This window comes from Aureimonas endophytica (genome assembly GCF_014642635.1).
In the GTDB taxonomy this organism is placed as follows: Bacteria; Pseudomonadota; Alphaproteobacteria; order Rhizobiales; family Rhizobiaceae; genus Plantimonas; species Plantimonas endophytica.
In genome coordinates this window covers 512,502-531,193 of the sequence record NZ_BMIQ01000001.1, presented here as the reverse complement: position 1 = coordinate 531,193, position 18,692 = coordinate 512,502, and the positions used below count along the sequence as shown (strand labels likewise).

Genomic DNA, 18,692 nt, shown 5'->3' with positions numbered 1-18,692 from the left:
CGCCAAGGCATTGTACAAAGGTGGTTAAGCCTATGACGGCTGGATCTAAGTTGCTGCGGGCCGCGTCGGCGCTGGCGCTCTCCTCCACGGTCCTCGCAACCTCCGTCGGCGCGAGCTTCCTCATCGTGGGCGCCGCCGAGGCGGCGGTCGTCAGCCGCATCGAGGTGCGCGGCAACCAGCGCGTCGAGGCCGATACGATCCGCAATCTCCTGGCGATCCGCGCCGGGCAGAATATCGGCGACGCCGATATCGACGAGGGCGTCCGCAAGCTCTACTCGACCGGCCTCTTCTCCGACGTGAAGATCAGCCAGCAGGGCGGCACCGTCGTCGTCAACGTCAACGAGAATCAGATCGTCAATCAGGTTCTCTTCCAGGGCAATTCCAAGCTGAAGGACGAGCAGCTGCGCGCCGCCGTCCAGACCTCCGCGCGCGGGGCCTATTCGCAGGCGACGGCCGACAGCGACGTGCAGGGCATCAAGGAAGCCTATACCCGCATCGGCCGCAGCGACGCGACGGTGTCGGTCCGCACGGTTCCGATCGAAAACAACCGCGTCAACGTCGTCTTCGACATCAACGAAGGCGACCGCACCAAGATCGGCCAGATCAATTTCGTCGGCAACAACGCCTTCAGCGACGGCCGGCTGAAGGAAGTCATCGCGCTCCGCGAATCCGGCATCCTCAGCTTCCTGCAGCGCAACGACGTCTATGACGACGACCGTCTGCGCGCGGACGAGGAGACGCTGCGCCGTTTCTACTTCAATCGCGGCTATGCCGATTTCCGCATCGTGTCGGCCACCGCCGATCTCGATGCCGCGCAGAACAAGTATTTCATCACCTTCACGGTCGAGGAAGGCGAGCGCTACAGCTTCGGCAACGTCAATGTCGACAGCGCGATTCCGGGCATCGACGGTCAGGCGCTGCAGGGCGAGCTGAAGACCCGGCCGGGCGATGTCTATAGCGCGCAGAAGATCGAGGAATCGCTCGTCGCTCTCACCAACCGGGTCGCGGCGAACGGCTTCGCCTTCGCGCAGGTGACGCCGCGCGGCGACCGCGACTTCAACAATCGCACCATCTCGGTCAACTACGTCATCGACCAGGGACCGCGCGCCTATATCGAGCGGCTCGAGGTCCGCGGCAACACGAAGACGCGCGACTACGTCATCCGCCGCGAATTCGACGTTTCGGAAGGCGACGCCTTCAACCAGGTGCTGGTGCAGCGCGCCAAGCAGCGCCTGGAGCGCCTCGGCTTCTTCGAGAAGGTCAACATCTCGACGGCGCCGGGCTCGGAGCCGGATCGCGTCGTGGTGATCGTCGACGTGCAGGAGAAGTCGACCGGCGAGTTCTCGATCGGCGGCGGCTATACGACCGGCGGCGAGTCGGATGGTCCGGTCGCCGAGATCGGCGTCACGGAGCGCAACTTCCTCGGGCGCGGCCAGTTCATCAAGGTCTCGGCCGGCTTCGGCACCGACACGCGCAGCTATCAGCTCTCCTTCACCGAGCCTTATTTCCTCGGGCGCCGCCTAGCGGCCGGCTTCGACATCTATACGACCAAGAACACGTCGGAATCCTACGATGTCGAGCGCACGGGCGGCGACGTCCGCCTCGCGGCGCCGATCACGACGGAACTGACCGGTCAGGTCGCCTATAACTTCAAGTCCGAGAAGTTCGGCGACGATAACGGCGTCAGCATCGGCCGCGCCTATTACGACGGTACGAACTACATCGATCCGAACACCAATCTGGTGGTCGCCAGACCAGTCCTCGAGAATTCGACGGCCTTCCCGAATTACAACGGCGAGTTCAAATCGGTCGAGGCGACTTGCGGCGATCCCGATCCGTTCCAGCTCGTGAGCGGTGCCCGGACGGGGCAGGCGACGGATTTCACCAATGCGCCGAAGTTCACCCGCTCGCGCATCATTAATGCCGCGATCTGCGAAAGCCCGTACACGACCTCGTCGGTCTCCTACGCGCTGACCTACAACACGCTCGACTCGTCCAACGATCCGCATAACGGCATTCTGGCCTCGATCGGCCAGGAAGTGGCCGGCCTCGGCGGCGACGCGCAGTTCCTGAAGACGACCGGCAAGGCCTCCTACTTCAAGCAGCTCGTTGAGGAATATGACGTCGTCGGCCAGCTCAGCGCCGGTGGCGGCAATGTCTTCGGCTTCGGCCAGGATCTCCGCGTCTTCGACAACTTCTTCAAGGGTCAGGACATCGTCCGTGGCTTCGAGACGAAGGGCCTGGGTCCGCGCCAGTTCGAGCTCGACGCCAATGGCAACCGCGTCGGCAAGGGCGTGGCGATCGGCGGCGAGAACTATCTGAACGCCTCGGCGGAAGCGACCTTCCCGCTGCCCGGCATCTCGCGCGATTTCGGCTTTCGTGGTGCGGTCTTCGCCGATGCCGGCACGCTGTTCGGCACCGAATTCGCCGACGAGCCGGGTGTCGTCGGCGACGATCTGAAGATCCGCGCCTCGGCCGGCGTCGGCCTGATCTGGGCCTCGCCCTTCGGCCCGCTGCGCGTCAACTACGCCTATCCCATCCTGAAGGAAGAATACGACCGGACGCAGCAACTGTCCTTCGGCTTCTCGACGCGCTTCTGATGGCAAAGGGCCGCGCGCCAGCGCGCGCGGCCATTCACGGATGACCGACATTTCCTTCTTCGCCAAAGGGCAGGGGCTGACCCTTCGGGAACTCGCCGAGCTCACCGGTGGCGAGCTTGTCGGGCCGAGCGCCGCCGAGATCCGTATCGACGGGTTGGCGCCGCTCGACGAAGCCAAGGCCGGCGATCTCTCGTTCTTCGACAATGCGCGCTACGCCTCGGCGCTCGCCGCCACGGCCGCGAGCTGCGTGATCGTCGCGAAGCGCAACCTCCCGCATCTGCCGTCGCATTTGCCGGGAATCGTCGCGCGCGATCCGGGGCTCGCCTTCACGCTCGCCGGACAGGCCTTGTATCCGGAGGCCCTGTCGCCGGCCGGCCTTGGCGGTGCGGGCGTGTCGCCGGCTGCCCATGTCGATCCGAGCGCTAGGCTGGAGGACGGGGTCGCCGTCGAGCCCGGTGCCGTGATCGGAGCGGGCGTCGCGATCGGAGCGGGCACGCGCATCGGCGCCAATGCGGTGATCGGTCCCGGCTGCCGGATCGGCCGTCATTGCAGCATCGGTGCTGGCAGTACGGTCCAGTTCGCCCTGATCGGCAATCGGGTCGTGCTGCATCCGGGCGTGCGGATCGGCCAGGACGGTTTCGGCTATGCCGCCGGTCCGAAGGGTATCGTCAAGACGGTGCAGATCGGCCGTGTCATCATTCAGGACGACGTGGAGATCGGCGCCAACACGACGGTCGATCGCGGCGGGATTCGCGATACGGTGATCGGCGAGAGCACGAAGATCGATAATCAGGTTCAGATCGGCCATAATGTGCGGATCGGCCGATCCTGCATCATTGTGTCGCAGGTGGCGCTCGCCGGCAGCGTGACGCTCGGTGACGGCGTGTCGATCGGCGGCCAGACGGTCGTCAACAACCATGCCGTGATCGGCGACGGCGCGCGCATCGCCGCCATCAGCAGCGTCGCCGGCGACATCGCCCCTGGCGCCAAGGTCGGCGGAAGTCCGGCAAAACCTGTTCGGGACTGGTTTCGCGAGATCACTTGGGTTAGCGAGATGGCCAAAGCAGGGCGCCGGGGAAACGCGAATGAGTCAAGAGACGACGACGCTTGAGAGCATCGACATCCTGAAGATCCTTGAGCTGCTGCCGCATCGCTATCCCTTTCTCATGGTGGACAGGATCATCGGCATCGACGGGGACCGGCGCGCCATCGGCATCAAGAACGTCACCGCGAACGAGCCGCATTTCCTCGGCCATTTTCCGGGCTCGCCGGTGATGCCCGGCGTCCTGATCATCGAGGGCATGGCCCAGACCGCGGGCGCGATCTGCTGCAAGCATGTCGATATGGGCACGGCGCCGCTCGTCTATTTCATGACGATCGACAGCGCGAAGTTCCGCAAGCCGGTGATCCCCGGCGACCGGCTCGAATACCATGTCGAGCAGACCAAGCGGCGCGGCAATATCTGGCGGTTCGACTGCGTCGGCAAGGTGGACGACGCGCGCGTCGCTGAGGCGGCGATCAGCGCGATGCTGGTGCCCCGGACCGAGAACGGAATGGCCTGACGCCCTTGTCCAGCGAAATTCATCCGACCGCCATCATCGAGGATGGCGCCGAGATCGGGGAAGGGTCGGTCATCGGACCCTTCTGCATCGTCGGGCCGCAGGTGCGGCTCGGTGCCGGCTCCAAGCTTCGATCGCATGTCGTGCTGACCGGCAACACGTCGATCGGGCCGAAGGCGGACATCTTCCCCTTCGCCTCGATCGGCCACGCGCCGCAGCATCTGAAATACAAAGGCGAGGACACGCGCCTCGTCATCGGCGCCAACTGCCTGATCCGCGAACATGTGACGATGAACCCGGGCACGAGCCAGGGCCGGTTCGAGACGACGATCGGCGACAACTGCAATTTCTTCACCGCCGCACATGTCGCGCATGACTGCACCGTCGGCGACAACGTCACGATCATCAACAATGTCATGCTCGCCGGCCATTGCGTCGTCGGCGACTTCGCGACGATCGCCGGCGGCTCCGGCATCCACCAGTTCACGCGCATCGGCCATCATGCCTATATCGGCGGCCTCGCCGCGGTGGAGGGCGACGTCATTCCCTTCGGTATGGTGCTCGGCAACCGCGCCTATCTGTCGGGCCTCAACGTTATCGGCATGAAGCGGGCCGGCTTCAACCGTGAAGCGGTGCGCAATGTCCGCCGCGCCTATCGCATGCTCTTCTCCGACGACCTGACGTTCCGTGAGAATATGGACGAGGTCCAGGCGGAATATCCGGAGGATCCGCTGGTGCAGGACGTTCTGTCCTTCATCCGTGCCGGCGGCGACCGGGCCTTGTGCTTCCCCCGGCATTCGCGTCCGGATTGACGATGCCGCCGGCTGCGCCTTTGCGGCCGCGCGCGACGGGCGAGCCGCTCGGCATCGCCGGCGGTGGCGGCAGCCTGCCACGGGTCGTCGCCGATGCGGCGGCGGCCAATGGCTGGTCCCCGCATCTGCTCGGCGTCGGCGACGGATTGGCGACCGACTGGTCGCCCTACCCGTCACGCCGGATGCCCTGGGGTCAGTTGGGCGACGGCCTCGCCTGGCTTCGTGACAAGGGTGCGCATCGGCTCGTCCTGTGCGGTACGATTTCCGTACGCCCCGACTTTCGCTCGATTTTCCCTTCGATCCGCACGCTGCTGATGCTGCCGCAGATCCTGTCGGTGGTGCGCGGTGGCGACGACTCGTTGCTGCGGGCGGCGACCCGAGCCTTCGAAGCGCGAGGCTTCGAGGTGGTCGGTGTGCAGGAGATCGTTCCCGCCTTGCTGGCGCCGGCTGGGCGAATCGCCGGGCCGGCCGCGACGGTGGCCGACGAGGCTGCGATCGAACGCGGCTTCGGGGCGGCCGCGATGCTGGGTGCGCTCGATATCGGCCAGGCGGCCGTGGCCTCGGCCGAGCGGGTGATCGCGCTCGAAGCGATCGAAGGCACCCGCGAGATGCTGAAGCGCGTTGCCGATCTGCACCGACGCGGGCGCATCGGCCGTTCCGAACGTTGCGTTCTGGTGAAGCGCTGCAAGCCCGGCCAGGATCGACGGCTCGACTTGCCGAGCATCGGGGCGGCGACGGTCGAGGAGGCGGCGAATGCCGGCCTATCCGGGATCGCGATCAGCGCCGGCGAGGCGCTGATGCTGGACTATGACGATCTGCGCCGGATGGCCGACGCCCGCCGGATCTTCGTGATCGGGTACGAATCGGAGACTCGGGACCAGCCATGACGCGCATCGCCTTCGTCGTCGGCGAGAATTCGAGCGACCGGCTCGGAGCCGAGCTCATTCGCGGCTTGCGCCGTCGGCTCGGATCGCAGGTCGAGGCGATCGGGCTCGGCGGCGACGAGATGGCGAAGGAGGGCGTCGCCAGCCTGTTCGATATCGACGAGCTTTCGATCATCGGCATCGGCGCGGTGCTGTCCCGGCTGCCGCAATTGCTGCGCCGTTTGCACCAGATGGAGAGCTTCATCGTCACGGAGCGGCCGGACGCGCTGGTGGTGATCGACAACTATGCCTTCTCGCATCGCGTCGCGCGGCGCGTACGCAGACGTTTGCCGGATCTGCCGATCATCAACTATGTGCCGCCAGCGGTCTGGGCCTATCACGGCGAGCGGGCGGCGGCGATGACGGCCTATATCGATCGGGTCGTGTCGGTCTTTCCCTTCGAGCCGGAGGCCTATCGCGCGCTCGGCGGGCCGGATGCGACCTATGTCGGTCATCCGCTGGTCGGCAACCCCGCGCTTCGCGCCATCATGGAGCATCGGCGCGTCGCGGATGGCCGGCCGAAACCTGTGCCCACGCTGCTTCTTCTGCCTGGCTCGCGCAGCGGCGAGGTCGACCGGCTGCTGGACGATTTCGGCGCGACGCTCGCCCTCCTGAAACAGCGGCTTCCGGAGCTTCGTGCGCTGTTGCCGGCGGTGCCGCGTCTCGAAGCGAAGATCCGCGATCGCGTCGCGCGGTTCGAGGTGAAGCCCGAGATCGTGAGCGGCGAGGCGGCGAAATGGCAGGCCTTCGCGGCGGCCGATGCCGCGCTCGCGGCGTCCGGCACCGTGGCGCTGGAGCTCGCGCTTGCCGGCGTGCCGATGGCGCTTTGCTACCGTCTCGACCCGATCAGCTATCGCTTCCGGCATTGGATGACGGGCTGGACGGCGGCGCTGCCGAACTATGTCGCCGGCCATCCGCTGGTGCCGGAACATTTCCACGAGACGGTGCGGCCCGAACATCTGGCCCGCCGGCTGGAACGGCTGCTCACCGATACGCCGGAACGCCGGGCGCAGGTGGAAGGGTTGAGGCTTGTCGCCGAGCGCATGCAGGTCGAAAAAAATCCCGGCGACATGGCCGCCGGGATCGTGGTGGACGAACTCGCGAGACGTCGCGGCAGGATGGATCAGCCGCGCTGATCCATCGCCAGATAGTCGCGCTGCGGCGCGCCGGTATAGAGCTGGCGCGGGCGGCCGATGCGCTGATGCGGGTCCTCGATCATCTCCTTCCACTGCGCGATCCAGCCGACGGTGCGCGCGACGGCGAAGAGCACCGTGAACATGGCGGTGGGGAAGCCGAGCGCCTTCAGCGTGATGCCGGAATAGAAGTCGACATTCGGATAGAGCTTCTTCTCGATGAAATATTCGTCGTGAAGCGCGATCTGCTCCAGCTCCATCGCCACTTCGAGCAGCGGATCATCCTTGATGCCGAGCTCGTCCAGAACCTCATGGCAGGTCTGCTGCATGATCTTGGCGCGCGGATCGTAGTTCTTGTAGACGCGATGGCCGAAGCCCATCAGGCGGAACGGATCGTTCTTGTCCTTGGCGCGGGCGATGAATTCCGGGATGCGGTCCTTGGTGCCGATCTCGGTCAGCATGTTCAGCGCCGCCTCGTTCGCGCCGCCATGCGCCGGCCCCCAGAGACAGGCGATACCCGCCGCGATGCAGGCGAAGGGGTTGGCGCCCGAGGATCCGGCGAGGCGGACCGTCGAGGTCGAGGCGTTCTGCTCGTGATCGGCATGCAGGATGAAGATCCGGTCCATCGCCTTGGCGAGGATCGGGTTGATCTCGTACTTCTCGCAGGGCACGGCGAAGCACATGTTCAGGAAGTTTTCCGCATAGGACAGATGATTCTGCGGATAAACGAAGGGCTGGCCGATATGGTACTTGTAGGCCATCGCGGCAAGCGTCGGCGTCTTCGCGATCATGCGGATCGAGGCGACCATCCGCTGGTGCGGGTCCGCGATGTCGGTCGAATCGTGATAGAAGGCGGAGAGGGCGCCGACCGAGCCGACCATGACGGCCATCGGATGCGCGTCGCGACGGAAGCCGGAATAGAAGCGCGACATCTGCTCGTGGACCATCGTGTGATGGGTGACGCGATGGCGGAAATCAGCCATCTCGCGCTCGCTCGGCAATTCGCCATAGAGCAGCAGGTAGCAGGTCTCGAGGAAGTCGCCCTTCTCGGCGAGCTGCTCGATCGGGTAGCCGCGGTGGAGGAGGATGCCCTCGTCGCCGTCGATATAGGTGATCTTCGACTCGCAGGAGGCGGTCGACGAGAAGCCGGGATCGTAGGTGAAGACGCCGGTGTTCTTGTAGAGCGAGGTCACATCGACCACATCCGGCCCGATGGTGCCGGACATGGTCTTGAGTTCCGCAGTCTTGCCATCAACCGCGATCGTCGCCGGTATGTTGCTCATGCGAGGGTCCTTTCTCGAAGCACGGCGGCCGCCCCGCATGCTGCGGTGCAAGAACCGTCGCAGCGCACTGCCTATCCGTTCGTGTCGCCTGCGACAAGCCGCGACATGGGCCTTATATGGCAGTGCAAACCTACCGGGAGGTTGCCGCCGGTCACATTTTCGCCTGATCCGTGAGTCGCGCCAAGGCCTCTTCCCGGCCGAGCACGGCCATAACGTCGAAGACGCCGGGCGACGTGGACCTTCCGGTCAGCGCCGCGCGCAGCGGCTGCGCCACCTTGCCGAGCTTCAGCCCATGCTCCTCGGCGCTCTGCCGGACCACCTCTTCCAAGGCATCGTGCTCCCATCGGGCGGAGCGGGTCAATGCCGGCAGGACCTTGGCGATGATGTCGCGGCCACCCTCCGCGAGAATCGCCGCCGCCTTATCGTCGAAGGCGAGGGGACGCTGCGCGAAATAGAAGCCGGCCATGTCGACGAGTTCCACCAGCGTCTTCGCCCGGTCCTTCAGGCCGGCCATGGCGCGGCCGAGGACATCGCGGACGGCGTCGTCCGGCGCGGCGCGCAGGATCGCGCCGTTCGGCAGGTGGTCTCGTTCCGCCATCAGCATGTCGACCAGCGTCGCGTCCGCCGTCGCCCGGATATAGAGGCCGTTCAGTGCGTTCAGCTTGGCGAAGTCGAAGCGCGCGGCGCCCTTGTTGACGTCGGTGACGTCGAACCATTCGACCATCTGGGCGATGGACATCACCTCGTCGTCGCCATGGCTCCAGCCGAGACGCGCTAGGTAGTTGAGAAGCGCCTCCGGCAGATAGCCCATGGCCCGGTAGGCCTCGACCCCGAGCGCGCCGTGCCGCTTCGACAGCTTGGCGCCGTCCTCGCCGTGAATCAGCGGGATATGCGCCATATGGGGCACGTCCCAGCCCATGGCCTGATAGATTAGCGTCTGACGGCCGGCATTGGTCAGATGGTCGTCGCCCCGGATGATATGGGTGACGCCCATGTCGTGATCGTCCACGACGACGGCATGCATATAGGTGGGCGTGCCGTCGGAGCGCAGCAGCACGAAATCGTCGAGATCGCGATTGGGAAAGCGGACGTCGCCCTGCACCTGATCGTGGACGACGGTTTCGCCCTCGCGCGGCGCCTTCAGGCGGATGACCGGCTTCACCCCGGCGGGCGCCTCGGACGGATCGCGGTCGCGCCAGCGGCCGTCATAGCGCGGCGGGCGCTTCTCCGCCTTGGCCTTCTCGCGCATTTCCTCGAGTTCCGCCGGCGTGGCGAAGCAGAGATAGGCCTTGCCGGCCGCCAGCAGCTCCTGCGCGACGGCGCGATGGCGCGCCGCGCGCTCGAACTGCGAGACGGCCGGCTCGTCGGCTTTCAGACCTAGCCAGTCGAGGCCTTCGATGATCGCCTCGACGGCGGCGTCGGTGGACCGTTCGCGATCGGTATCCTCGATCCGCAGCAGCATCCGACCGCCGGTATGGCGCGCGTAGAGCCAGTTGAACAGCGCCGTGCGGGCTCCGCCGATATGCAGGAATCCGGTGGGCGAGGGGGCGAAGCGCGTCACCACCTTTGCGGTCATGTCGAATGTCCCGTGTGAAACGATAGGGGATCGAAGATTTTCGATCGGGTCTTCGAGGCGGCTGTGTAGCATAGGAGAAAGGCGACACAAGCGCGTGGCGGCGGAAGGGGATGAGCGCGACCCGAACGAAGCGATCCTCGGCACCGGCGATGTTTCGTCTCGCGCGCCCGCTCCGGCGTTGGCGCGAAGCGGAATGGTGGCTCTGGTTCCGGAGGCAGATCGCCGCCGAGATCGAGGCGCGAACCGCCTTCTATCTGCTGCCGCTCGCCATGATGGCCGGCATCCTCGCCATCGACGGCCTTGGCTGGCGACTGGAGCCGGCCATGCTTCTGGCCTCCGGCGGCGCGATCCTCGGTCTGACCCTGTGGCGGATCGAGAGCGGGCTTGCGCGCCATGCGTCGATCTTCGCCGCCTTCGCCTGCTTCGGCGCCGCCAGCGCGGGTTTCGAACTCTCCAGAACCGAGACCGTGATCTTTTCCGGCGAAGCGACGGTGCGGATCGAAGGGCGCGTGCTCTGGCGCGACCGGGATGCGCGCGGACGCCTGCATTATCTCGTCGCGATTGAGGCGACGACGCGCCCGACCCTGTCGCGCCCGCCGAACCGGGCGGAACTCCTCGTCTCCAACCGCCACGCGCCTCTGCCGGTCGGCTCCTCCTATCGCGGGCTCGTGCGGCTGCGGGCGCCGTCCGGTCCGGCGCTGCCGGGAGGCTACGACTTCGCCGAAGGAGCGTTCTTCGAGGGAATCGGCGCAGAGGGCTTCGCGCTCGGCCCGCCCGAGCCGGCCGCAGCCGGCGAAAACTCGCTGTCCCTCGGCGAGCGGCTCATCGATCTCCGGCTGTGGATGAGCGATCGGATCCGCGATGCGATCGGCGGCGGGGAGGGCGCCGTCGCCAGCGCCATCATCACCGGCGAGCGGACCGGCATCCCACGCGAGGTCGATGCATGGCTGCGCGCCGCCGGGCTGTCGCACGTCCTTTCGATCTCCGGCCTGCACATGGCGCTCGTTGCCGGCTTCGCGATGACGCTCGTCCGCCTGTTCTGCGCGGCGATCCCGCGACTCACCCTCCATCTGCCGGCGAAGAAGATCGCGGCCGGCACGGCGCTCGCGATCTCGGCCTTCTATCTCGTCCTTTCCGGCATGGATGTCGCGACGACGCGATCCTTCGTCATGATCGCCATCATGCTCGTCGCGGTGATCTGCGACCGCTCGGCCGTTACCTTGCGCAATGTCGCGCTGGCCGCATTGATCATCTTCGCGACGACCCCGCACGCCCTGCTTTCCGCCAGCTTCCAGATGTCCTTCGCGGCGACCGCCGCCATCGTCGGCGGCTATGGCAGCTTCGTGCGCTGGCGCCATCGGCGGGCGAGGGAGGTCCAAGACGGTCCGTTCGTCACCCTTTCCCTTGCGCTTTTCGGCATCGCCCTGTCCTCGACGGTCGCCGGCCTCGCGACGGCGCCCTACGCCGCCTATCACTTCCAGCGCATCGCGCCCTACGGGCTCTTCGCCAATCTCGCGACGCTGCCGCTCTTCTCCTTCTGGATCATGCCGCTGGCGCTGATCGCCGTCGTCGCCATGCCCTTCGGCCTCGACGGGCCGTTTCTCGTGCTTTTAGGTAAGGGCCTGACACTGGTCTTCGCCGTCGCCCGTTTCCTTTACGACCACTTGCCCGACGATCCGACCGGCCTCGTCACGCTGGCGGGACTGTTCATGCTGACCGCAGCCCTGCTCACCGCCTGCTTTCTGGCGAGCCATCTTCGCCTCTTGGCAATTCCGCTGGCCGTCGCCGGGCTGATCTCCGGGCGAAGCGCCGGGGAACGACCCGACCTGCTGCTTTTCGAGAACGGCCGCGAGGCGGCGTTGATCGACACGGCCGGAGATCTCGTGCCGCTCCATGCCAAGCCGAACGCCTTTGTCCTCGAACAATGGCGCCGCGCCTATCCGACCCCGCGCGGCGCGACGGCGCCGTCCGATCTCGCCTTTGCCTGCGAGACAATTCTGGAGCCGGTCGGCCCGACCAAGGGCGAGACCGATATCCAAAAACCGAAAAAGCCGAAGGCCCTGGAATATTGCCGGGCCCGGACGCGTAGCGGCCTGCGCGTCGTCTGGACGGACGACTATCGCCGGACCGGCCGGGCCTGCGACGAAGCCGACCTCGCCATCGTCGCGCGCGCCATTCGTCTGACCACCTGCCGTTCCGGCGCGAGACTCTTCACGCTCCGCAGCCTGCGTCTCAGCGGATCGCTCGCCATCCGTCGCGATCCCGTTGCGGCAGGTCCGATCCTTGATGCCGCCATAGCCACGACCGAGGTCGAGTGGAACCGGCATCGGCAGGCGCCCTGGCCGGAAGCCTGGCACCGGCCCGCCACCGGAGCGACCGCCGCGAATGGAGACGAGACGCCCTGACCGGGCGGCCGCGCCTCAATATTTGCGCAGCAGCGCCACCAGCTTGCCCTGCACCTTCACCCGGTCCGAGCCGAAGATGCGCGTTTCATAGGCCGGATTGGCGGCTTCTAGAGCGATCGCGTCGCCGCGACGGCGGAAACGCTTCAGCGTCGCCTCCTCGTCATCGACGAGAGCCACGACGATCTCGCCCTGGGCAGCCGTTTCCGCCTTGCGGATGATGACCGTGTCGCCGTCGAGAATGCCGGCCTCGACCATCGAATCGCCCTTCACTTCGAGCGCGTAATGCTCGCCGGTGCCGAGCATATCCGGCGGCATATGGACATGATGGGTGTTGTTCTGGATCGCCGAGATCGGCACACCCGCCGCGATTCGGCCCATCACCGGAATGCCGACCGACTGGTTCGCCGCTTCCGGAACGGCGGCGCGCGGGCGCCGCTCCGCCGCCTCGGCCGGGCTCGCCGACCGGAGGCCCTTCGAACCGTCGATGACGCTCGGCGTGAACCCGGCGCGGCCCTTCGGCGCCCGCTGCGCCATGGATTCGGGCAGGCGCAGCACTTCGAGGGCCCGCGCTCGGTTGGGCAGACGACGGATGAAGCCGCGCTCCTCCAGCGCGGTGATCAGGCGATGGATGCCGGATTTCGAACGAAGGTCGAGAGCGTCCTTCATCTCGTCGAAGGAGGGCGGAACGCCGACCTCCTGCAGGCGCTCATGAATGAAGACGAGAAGGTCGTGCTGCTTGCGCGTCAACATCGCGGCGAGTCCATCAAAACAAAACCTGAACAAGGATTATATGTTCTAGTTGTGTTCCGCAAGCGTTCAAGCTTTGACTTCGTCAGCCGAGCACGATGAACCGGCAAGGTTCGCCCGCCTTCGCGGCCGGCGCATGCGGCTCGCGCAGGAGCAGGGCGTCGGCGCGGGCGAAGACCGAGAGCAGAGAGGAGTCCTGACGTCCGAACGGGCTGACGATCGGCACGACGGCCGTCGAATCGCCGATCGTCGCGCGGATGAAGTCGGCGCGCTCGTCATTGGCGACCATGTCGGCGCCGAGGATCCCCTCGCGATAGGGAATCGTCGCGACAAGGCCGAGCAGGGCTCGGACGAGGGGTTGCAGGAAGAGCGTGGCGGTGACCATGCTCGATGCCGGATTGCCCGGCAGGCCGAGCAGGCGCAGCGGACCGAGACGGCCCGCCATCAGCGGCTTGCCGGGACGCATCGCCAGCTTCCAGAAATCGAGCGCCACGCCGCGCGAGGCGAAGACCGGCCCGATGAGATCGTGATCGCCGACCGACGCCCCGCCGATCGTGACGAGAATGTCGACGCGTTCGGCCACGGCGCGATCGACCAGCCGGCCGATCGTCTCCGCCGCGTCCGGCGCGATGCCGTAATCGAGCGGCTCGCCGCCCGCCGCCCGGACGAGACCGGCGATGCCGAAGCTGTTGGACGCGACGATCTGCGACGGCCCGACCGGCGCTCCGGGCGGGACCAGTTCGTCACCCGTTGCCAGAATCGCGACGCGCGGCCGGCGGACGACGTCGAGGGTTGGATGGGAGCCGCTCGCCGCGAGCGCGATGCGGCCGGCGGTCAGGATCCCGCGCGCCGGAACGAGGATGTCACCTGCCTGGAAGTCGATGCCCGCCCGGCGGACATGCTGGCCGACCTTTACCCCCGTCCTGGGCAGGAGGCGGCCATCGGCGAGGCGCTCGGCATTTTCCTGGATCAGCACGGCGTCGGCGCCGTCCGGCATCGGCGCGCCGGTGAAGATCCGCACGCAGTCCCCGGTGTCGCAACGTCCCTCGAAGGCCCGCCCGGCGGCCGATTCGCCAACGATCCGCAGTGGCTCCGGTTTGTAGCCAATATCTTCGGACCGGAGCGCGTAGCCGTCCATCGCCGAGGCGTCGAAGCCCGGCTGGCTGCGGCCGGCCGGAAGATCCCGCGCCAGGACACGGCCGAAGGCCTCGCCGAGCGGCAGAGTTTCGGTGTCGCCGATCGGGGCGGCATCGCCGACGATGCGCCGGAACGCTTCCTCGACCGGGATCAGGCTCATGGCCGGCGCGCGTCCGTCCGCCAGTCGCCGGACGCGCCGCCCGACTTCTCGACCAGTCGCAGCCCGGTGATCTCCATGCCGCGATCGACCGCCTTCGCCATGTCGTAGATCGTGAGACACGCGACCGAGACGGCGGTCAGCGCCTCCATCTCGACGCCCGTCTTCGCGGTGACGCTGGCGGTGGCGGCGACGCGCAGACCGGGCAGGGCGGGTTCGATCGCGATTCGCACATCCACCTTGTTCAGGGACAGGGGATGGCAGAGCGGAATGAGATCCGCCGTCCGCTTCGCGCCCATGATGCCGGCGATGCGGGCGATCGACAGGACGTCGCCCTTCTTGACCTGGCCCGCCTGGATGAGCGCCAGCGTTTCCGGCGCCATGATCACCAGACCTTCCGCCGTGGCGCTGCGCCGCGTGACCGCCTTATCGCCGACATCGACCATCGCGGCGGCGCCCTCTGCGTCGAGATGGGTGAGGCGCGCTTCGCTCACGACGCCGCCTCCGCCGCATCGGTGGCGAGAAGCGCGCGGGTCGCGGCTTCCACATCCGCCTGACGCATCAGGCTCTCGCCGACAAGGAAGGCGCGGATGCGCGCTTCTGCAAGACGGGCGCAATCGGCCGGCGTGAAGATGCCGCTTTCCCCGACGAGGATGCGATCCTCCGGCACGAGGCGCGCCAGCCGCAGCGCCACGCCGAGATCGGTCTCGAACGTGCGCAGATTACGATTGTTGATCCCGAAGAGCGGCGAGCGGAGCTTCAGGGCGCGCTCGGTCTCCACCTCGTCATGGACTTCGAGAAGGACGTCCATGCCATGGTCGAAGGCGGCGGCTTCGAGATCCGCCGCCAGCGCGTCGTCCACCGCCGCCATGATGATTAAGATCGCGTCGGCGCCCCAGGCGCGGGCTTCCGCCACCTGATAGGTGTCGAACAGGAAGTCCTTGCGCAGCGCCGGCAGCGCGGTCGCGGCGCGCCCGGCCGTGAGAAAGGCTGGTTCGCCCTGGAAGGACGGTCCATCGGTGAGGATGCTGAGGCAGGCGGCGCCGCCGCGCTCATAGGCTTTCGCGAGCGCCGGCGGATCGAAATCGGCGCGAATCAGCCCCTTCGACGGGCTCGCCTTCTTGATCTCCGCGATCAGCGCGTGGCGCCCTTCGGCATGCTTGCGGCGGATGGCCGCCGCGAAGCCGCGCGGCGCGTCTTGGGCCCGGGCGGCGGCCTCGATCTCGGCCAGGGGGCGCGCGCGTATCGCTTCGGCGATCTCCTCGCGCTTGTAGGTCTCGATCCGGCGCAGAATGTCGGTCATGGCGCTTGTTCCACCGTTCGATTGGAGGACATGACGAGCCGCTCCAGCGCGGCGAGCGCCGATCCCGAATCGATCGCCTCCGCCGCGCGCGCGATGCCGGCGGGCAGGTCCGCCGCCGCACCGGCCATCACGAGCGCCCCGGCGACGTTCAGGAGCACGATGTCGCGATAGGCGTTCCGCTCGCCCCGGAGCACGGCGCGAAGGGCCACCGCATTCGCATCGGCGTCGCCGCCGCGAATCGCGTCGACCGGTGCGCGGGAGAGGCCGACATCCTCGGGCTCGATGTCGAACCGTTCGATGCGCCCGGCCTCGACCGCGGCGATGCTGGTCGTGCCGCAGACCGTCATCTCGTCGAGCCCGGCGCCATGCACCACCCAGGCGGCCTCGGCGCCGAGCTCCAGAAGCGTCTCGGCGACGGGCAGCAGCCATTCGTCGCTATAGACGCCGACCAGCATGCGCTTCACCGACGCCGGGTTCGACAGGGGGCCGAGAAGGTTGAAGATCGTTCGCGTGCCGAGTTCGACGCGGCTCGGGCCGACGAAGCGCATCGCCGGATGATGCAGCGGCGCGAACATGAAGCCGAGCCCCGCCTCCGAGATGGTCCGGGCGATGTCGTCCGGCGTGAGATCCACCTTGACGCCGAGCGAGACGAGAACATCGGCCGAGCCGGAGCGCGAGGACAGCGCCCGGTTGCCGTGCTTGGCGACGACGAGGCCGCAGGCCGCCGCGACGAAGGCGGAGCAGGTGGAGACATTCAGCGTGCCCGCATGGTCGCCGCCAGTGCCGACGATGTCGATCGCGCCGGGCGGCGCCGCCACCCTCAGCATGTTGGCGCGCAGCACGGAGACCGCGCCCGCCAATTCGTCCACCGTCTCGCCCCGCACCCGCAGCGCCATCAGGAAGCCGCCGATCTGGGTCGGCGTCGCCTCGCCGGACATCATGATGCCGAAGGCTTCTTCCGCCTCGGCCCGCGACAGCGCGGCGCCCGCCGCGACCTTGCCGATGAGGGGCTTCAGCGAAGCGCTCATCGGATCATCGCCTGGGCCCGCTCGATCGCCTGCGGATAGGAGACGATCTGATAGGCCTCGCGCAGCCCGTCGACATAGGACTGGACGAGGTCGTTCACCATCAGCTGATCGAGCTGCTGCACGTCGCCGGCGCGAAGCGAGGCGACGGGATCGATCGGCGGCGCGACTGAGACGACCTTCAGCAGGAGACGCGACTGTCCGTCGGGTCCGACGGCGACCGCCGCGAGCCCTTCGCTGCCGGCGAAGGCGGCCTCGGTGCCTTCGCCGCCGAGCTGCCCCGGACCCGACTGGCGGGTGATGGCGGCGGCGGTCTGCTTCGACAGCTTCTCGCCGGCCGCGACCTGATCCAGCGTCTCGCCGCCTTCGAGGCGCTTCTTCAGCGCCTCCGCCTTCTCGCCGAGCAGGCGCTGCGCCTCGTCGGTCTTCCAATCGGCGATGACGCGGGCGCGCGCCTCGTCGAGCGTGCGGTCACGCGCCGGTTCGACCTTCGTCACGTCGTAGAACAGGCTGCCGCTCGGCTGCATGGCGAGCGGCGGGTTCTCGGCATTGGTATCGGCGGCGAAGATGGCCTGAAGGAAGCCCTCCGCCTCGGGCAGATCGGCGAGGCGCTGCCCGTCCGGACCCTCGCCGAAATGCGACATGGCGGGAATGGTCTTCACCGCCAGGCCGGCGCGCTGCGCGGCTTCCTCGAAGCTCGCGCCGCCCGCGCGGGCATCGTCGAAATTGTTCTGCGCCTGCTGCATCTCCTCGCCGGCGGCCTGGAGCGCCAGCTGCCGCCGGATCTCGTCCTGCACCTCGGCGAGCGGCTTCACGCTTTCCGGCTCGATCTTCGCGACGCGCAGCAGCACCGGCCCGAACACGCCCTGGACGACATCGGAGATCTGGCCCTCGGGGAGAGCGAAGGCGGCCTCGGCGATCGCCTTGTCCGGGATTTCGGACCTGGTGCGCAGGCCGAGGTCGCCATCGGCGAGCTTGCGGCCGCTCGCGGCCGCGATGTCCTCGAAGCTCTTGCCGGACGTCGCCTCGCCCTTCGCGGCCTTGGCGGCCTCCGCATTCGGGAAGATGATCTGCTGCACCTGACGCTTCTCGGGCGTGGCGAAGCGGCTCTTGTTGGCGTCGTAATATTGGGCGATCGCCTCCTGCGAGATGGAGGCGGGATCGGCGAGCGTCTCCGGCGTCGCCACGACATAGGCGACGGAGCGATATTCCGGCGCGGCATAGCGCTGCTTGTACTTGTCGAAATAGGCCTGCACGGCGTCGGCGGCGGGTTCCGCGACGGGCTCGACGCTGGCGGGCGAAAGCGTGATGTAATCGACCGTCCGCCGCTCGCCGGTATAAAGGCCGAAGGCGGTCTTCAGCGCCATCGGCGCGGTCGCGCCGCGTGCCACGGCATCGGTGATCTGGCTTCGGACCGCCGCCTTCTGCCGATTGCGGATGAAGTCGTTCTCGGACATGCCGATGCTCGACAGGAGCTGGCGGAAATTGGCGCGCGAGAAATTGCCCGCGGCGTCGTGGAAGGACGGATCGTCGGCGATCAGCTGCGCCAGCCGCTCCTGCGAAAGGCCGAGATCCAGCCGGCGCGCCTGCTCGTCCAGCGCCGCCTGGCTGACGAGTTGCGCCATCACCTGCGACTCGATGCCGCTCGCCTCGGCCTCCTCGCGCGTCGGGCGGCGCTGAAGACGGTTCGCGAGGCCGACCTCCGCCTGCCGCCAGGCGAGCAGATAATCCTCCGCCGTCAGCTTCGTGCGGCCGGCGGCGACGATCGTCGAGGATGGGCTGCTCTGAAAGAAGCCGGCGAAGCCCGTCGCCACGAAGGCGAGGACGACGAGACCGAGGATCAGCTTGGCGATGAGGCCGGACGTCTTGTGGCGCAACGTCTTCAGCATGGAATAGGGCGTCTCCGTCCACCTTTGTCGGCCCTATTAGGAAAAGGACTGGCGCCGACGCAAGGAGCCCGGCGGCGAATTCCTTCATGCTATCGCGGCTTTCCTGTCGTGAAAGCATTTGGATTTGGCCGGAGCCTCCTATA

15 protein-coding genes are annotated in these 18,692 nt (G+C 67.3%); 7 read left to right on the top strand and 8 right to left on the bottom strand.

Translation table 11 applies throughout. The features are described 5' to 3' along the window. Nucleotides 1–32 precede the first annotated feature (32 nt). Genes bamA through lpxB form a run of 6 tightly spaced genes read left to right on the top strand, consistent with a single transcriptional unit; the run spans nt 33 to nt 7,030 of the window. Nucleotides 33–2,600: an outer membrane protein assembly factor BamA gene (gene bamA / locus IEY14_RS02635; RefSeq protein WP_188906653.1), complete on the top strand. Its 2,568-nt coding sequence runs from the start codon at nt 33–35 to the stop codon at nt 2,598–2,600. 40 nt (nt 2,601–2,640) lie between these two features. Next, the gene (gene lpxD / locus IEY14_RS02630; RefSeq protein WP_188906652.1) at nt 2,641–3,711 is read left to right on the top strand and encodes a UDP-3-O-(3-hydroxymyristoyl)glucosamine N-acyltransferase; all 1,071 of its coding nucleotides are present in this window, start codon (nt 2,641–2,643) and stop codon (nt 3,709–3,711) included. Then, a complete protein-coding gene (fabZ, locus tag IEY14_RS02625) occupies nt 3,686–4,162 on the top strand; it encodes a 3-hydroxyacyl-ACP dehydratase FabZ (protein ID WP_188906651.1) in 477 nt (158 codons plus the stop codon). Before lpxD ends, fabZ begins: the two co-directional genes overlap by 26 nt. A 5-nt stretch (nt 4,163–4,167) precedes the next feature. After that, complete coding sequence (gene lpxA, locus IEY14_RS02620) at nt 4,168–4,971, top strand: acyl-ACP--UDP-N-acetylglucosamine O-acyltransferase (protein ID WP_188906650.1); 804 nt, start codon at nt 4,168–4,170, stop codon at nt 4,969–4,971. 2 nt (nt 4,972–4,973) lie between these two features. Continuing rightward, on the top strand, nt 4,974–5,858 hold the full coding sequence (locus IEY14_RS02615; RefSeq protein WP_188906649.1) for an LpxI family protein: 885 nt from the start codon (nt 4,974–4,976) through the stop codon (nt 5,856–5,858). Further along, nucleotides 5,855–7,030, top strand: a complete 1,176-nt coding sequence (gene lpxB, locus IEY14_RS02610) for a lipid-A-disaccharide synthase (protein ID WP_188906648.1) — start codon at nt 5,855–5,857, stop codon at nt 7,028–7,030. The genes IEY14_RS02615 and lpxB overlap by 4 nt, the downstream gene beginning before the upstream one ends. Here lpxB and gltA read toward each other — a convergent pair. Further along, complete coding sequence (gene gltA, locus IEY14_RS02605; protein ID WP_188906647.1) at nt 7,018–8,310, bottom strand: citrate synthase; 1,293 nt, start codon at nt 8,308–8,310, stop codon at nt 7,018–7,020. The genes lpxB and gltA overlap by 13 nt on opposite strands. A 151-nt stretch (nt 8,311–8,461) precedes the next feature. Next, complete coding sequence (gene gltX / locus IEY14_RS02600; protein ID WP_188906646.1) at nt 8,462–9,886, bottom strand: glutamate--tRNA ligase; 1,425 nt, start codon at nt 9,884–9,886, stop codon at nt 8,462–8,464. 149 nt (nt 9,887–10,035) lie between these two features. Here gltX and IEY14_RS02595 point away from each other — a divergent pair, with 149 nt between their 5' ends. Beyond that, nucleotides 10,036–12,291 carry a ComEC/Rec2 family competence protein gene (locus IEY14_RS02595; protein ID WP_188906645.1) on the top strand — a complete coding sequence of 752 codons (2,256 nt, stop codon included), beginning with the start codon at nt 10,036–10,038 and terminating at the stop codon, nt 12,289–12,291. A gap of 15 nt (nt 12,292–12,306) precedes the next feature. Here IEY14_RS02595 and lexA read toward each other — a convergent pair whose 3' ends face one another. The 6 genes from lexA to IEY14_RS02565 form a co-directional block, all read right to left on the bottom strand. Continuing rightward, nucleotides 12,307–13,041, bottom strand: a complete 735-nt coding sequence (lexA, locus tag IEY14_RS02590; protein ID WP_188906644.1) for a transcriptional repressor LexA — start codon at nt 13,039–13,041, stop codon at nt 12,307–12,309. An 82-nt stretch (nt 13,042–13,123) separates the two neighbouring features. Then, entirely contained in the window at nt 13,124–14,335 is a 1,212-nt protein-coding gene (locus IEY14_RS02585) for a molybdopterin molybdotransferase MoeA (protein ID WP_188906643.1), read from the bottom strand. Beyond that, the gene (gene moaC, locus IEY14_RS02580) at nt 14,332–14,826 is read right to left on the bottom strand and encodes a cyclic pyranopterin monophosphate synthase MoaC (RefSeq protein ID WP_188906642.1); all 495 of its coding nucleotides are present in this window, start codon (nt 14,824–14,826) and stop codon (nt 14,332–14,334) included. Before moaC ends, IEY14_RS02585 begins: the two co-directional genes overlap by 4 nt. After that, nucleotides 14,823–15,635 carry an indole-3-glycerol phosphate synthase TrpC gene (gene trpC, locus IEY14_RS02575; RefSeq protein WP_188906641.1) on the bottom strand — a complete coding sequence of 271 codons (813 nt, stop codon included), beginning with the start codon at nt 15,633–15,635 and terminating at the stop codon, nt 14,823–14,825. Before trpC ends, moaC begins: the two co-directional genes overlap by 4 nt. Next, nucleotides 15,632–16,663 (bottom strand): anthranilate phosphoribosyltransferase, encoded by a 1,032-nt coding sequence (gene trpD / locus IEY14_RS02570; RefSeq protein ID WP_188906640.1) that lies wholly within the window; start codon nt 16,661–16,663, stop codon nt 15,632–15,634. Before trpD ends, trpC begins: the two co-directional genes overlap by 4 nt. Next, complete coding sequence (locus IEY14_RS02565) at nt 16,660–18,549, bottom strand: peptidyl-prolyl cis-trans isomerase (protein ID WP_188906639.1); 1,890 nt, start codon at nt 18,547–18,549, stop codon at nt 16,660–16,662. Before IEY14_RS02565 ends, trpD begins: the two co-directional genes overlap by 4 nt. Between the last annotated feature and the right edge of the window lie 143 nt (nt 18,550–18,692).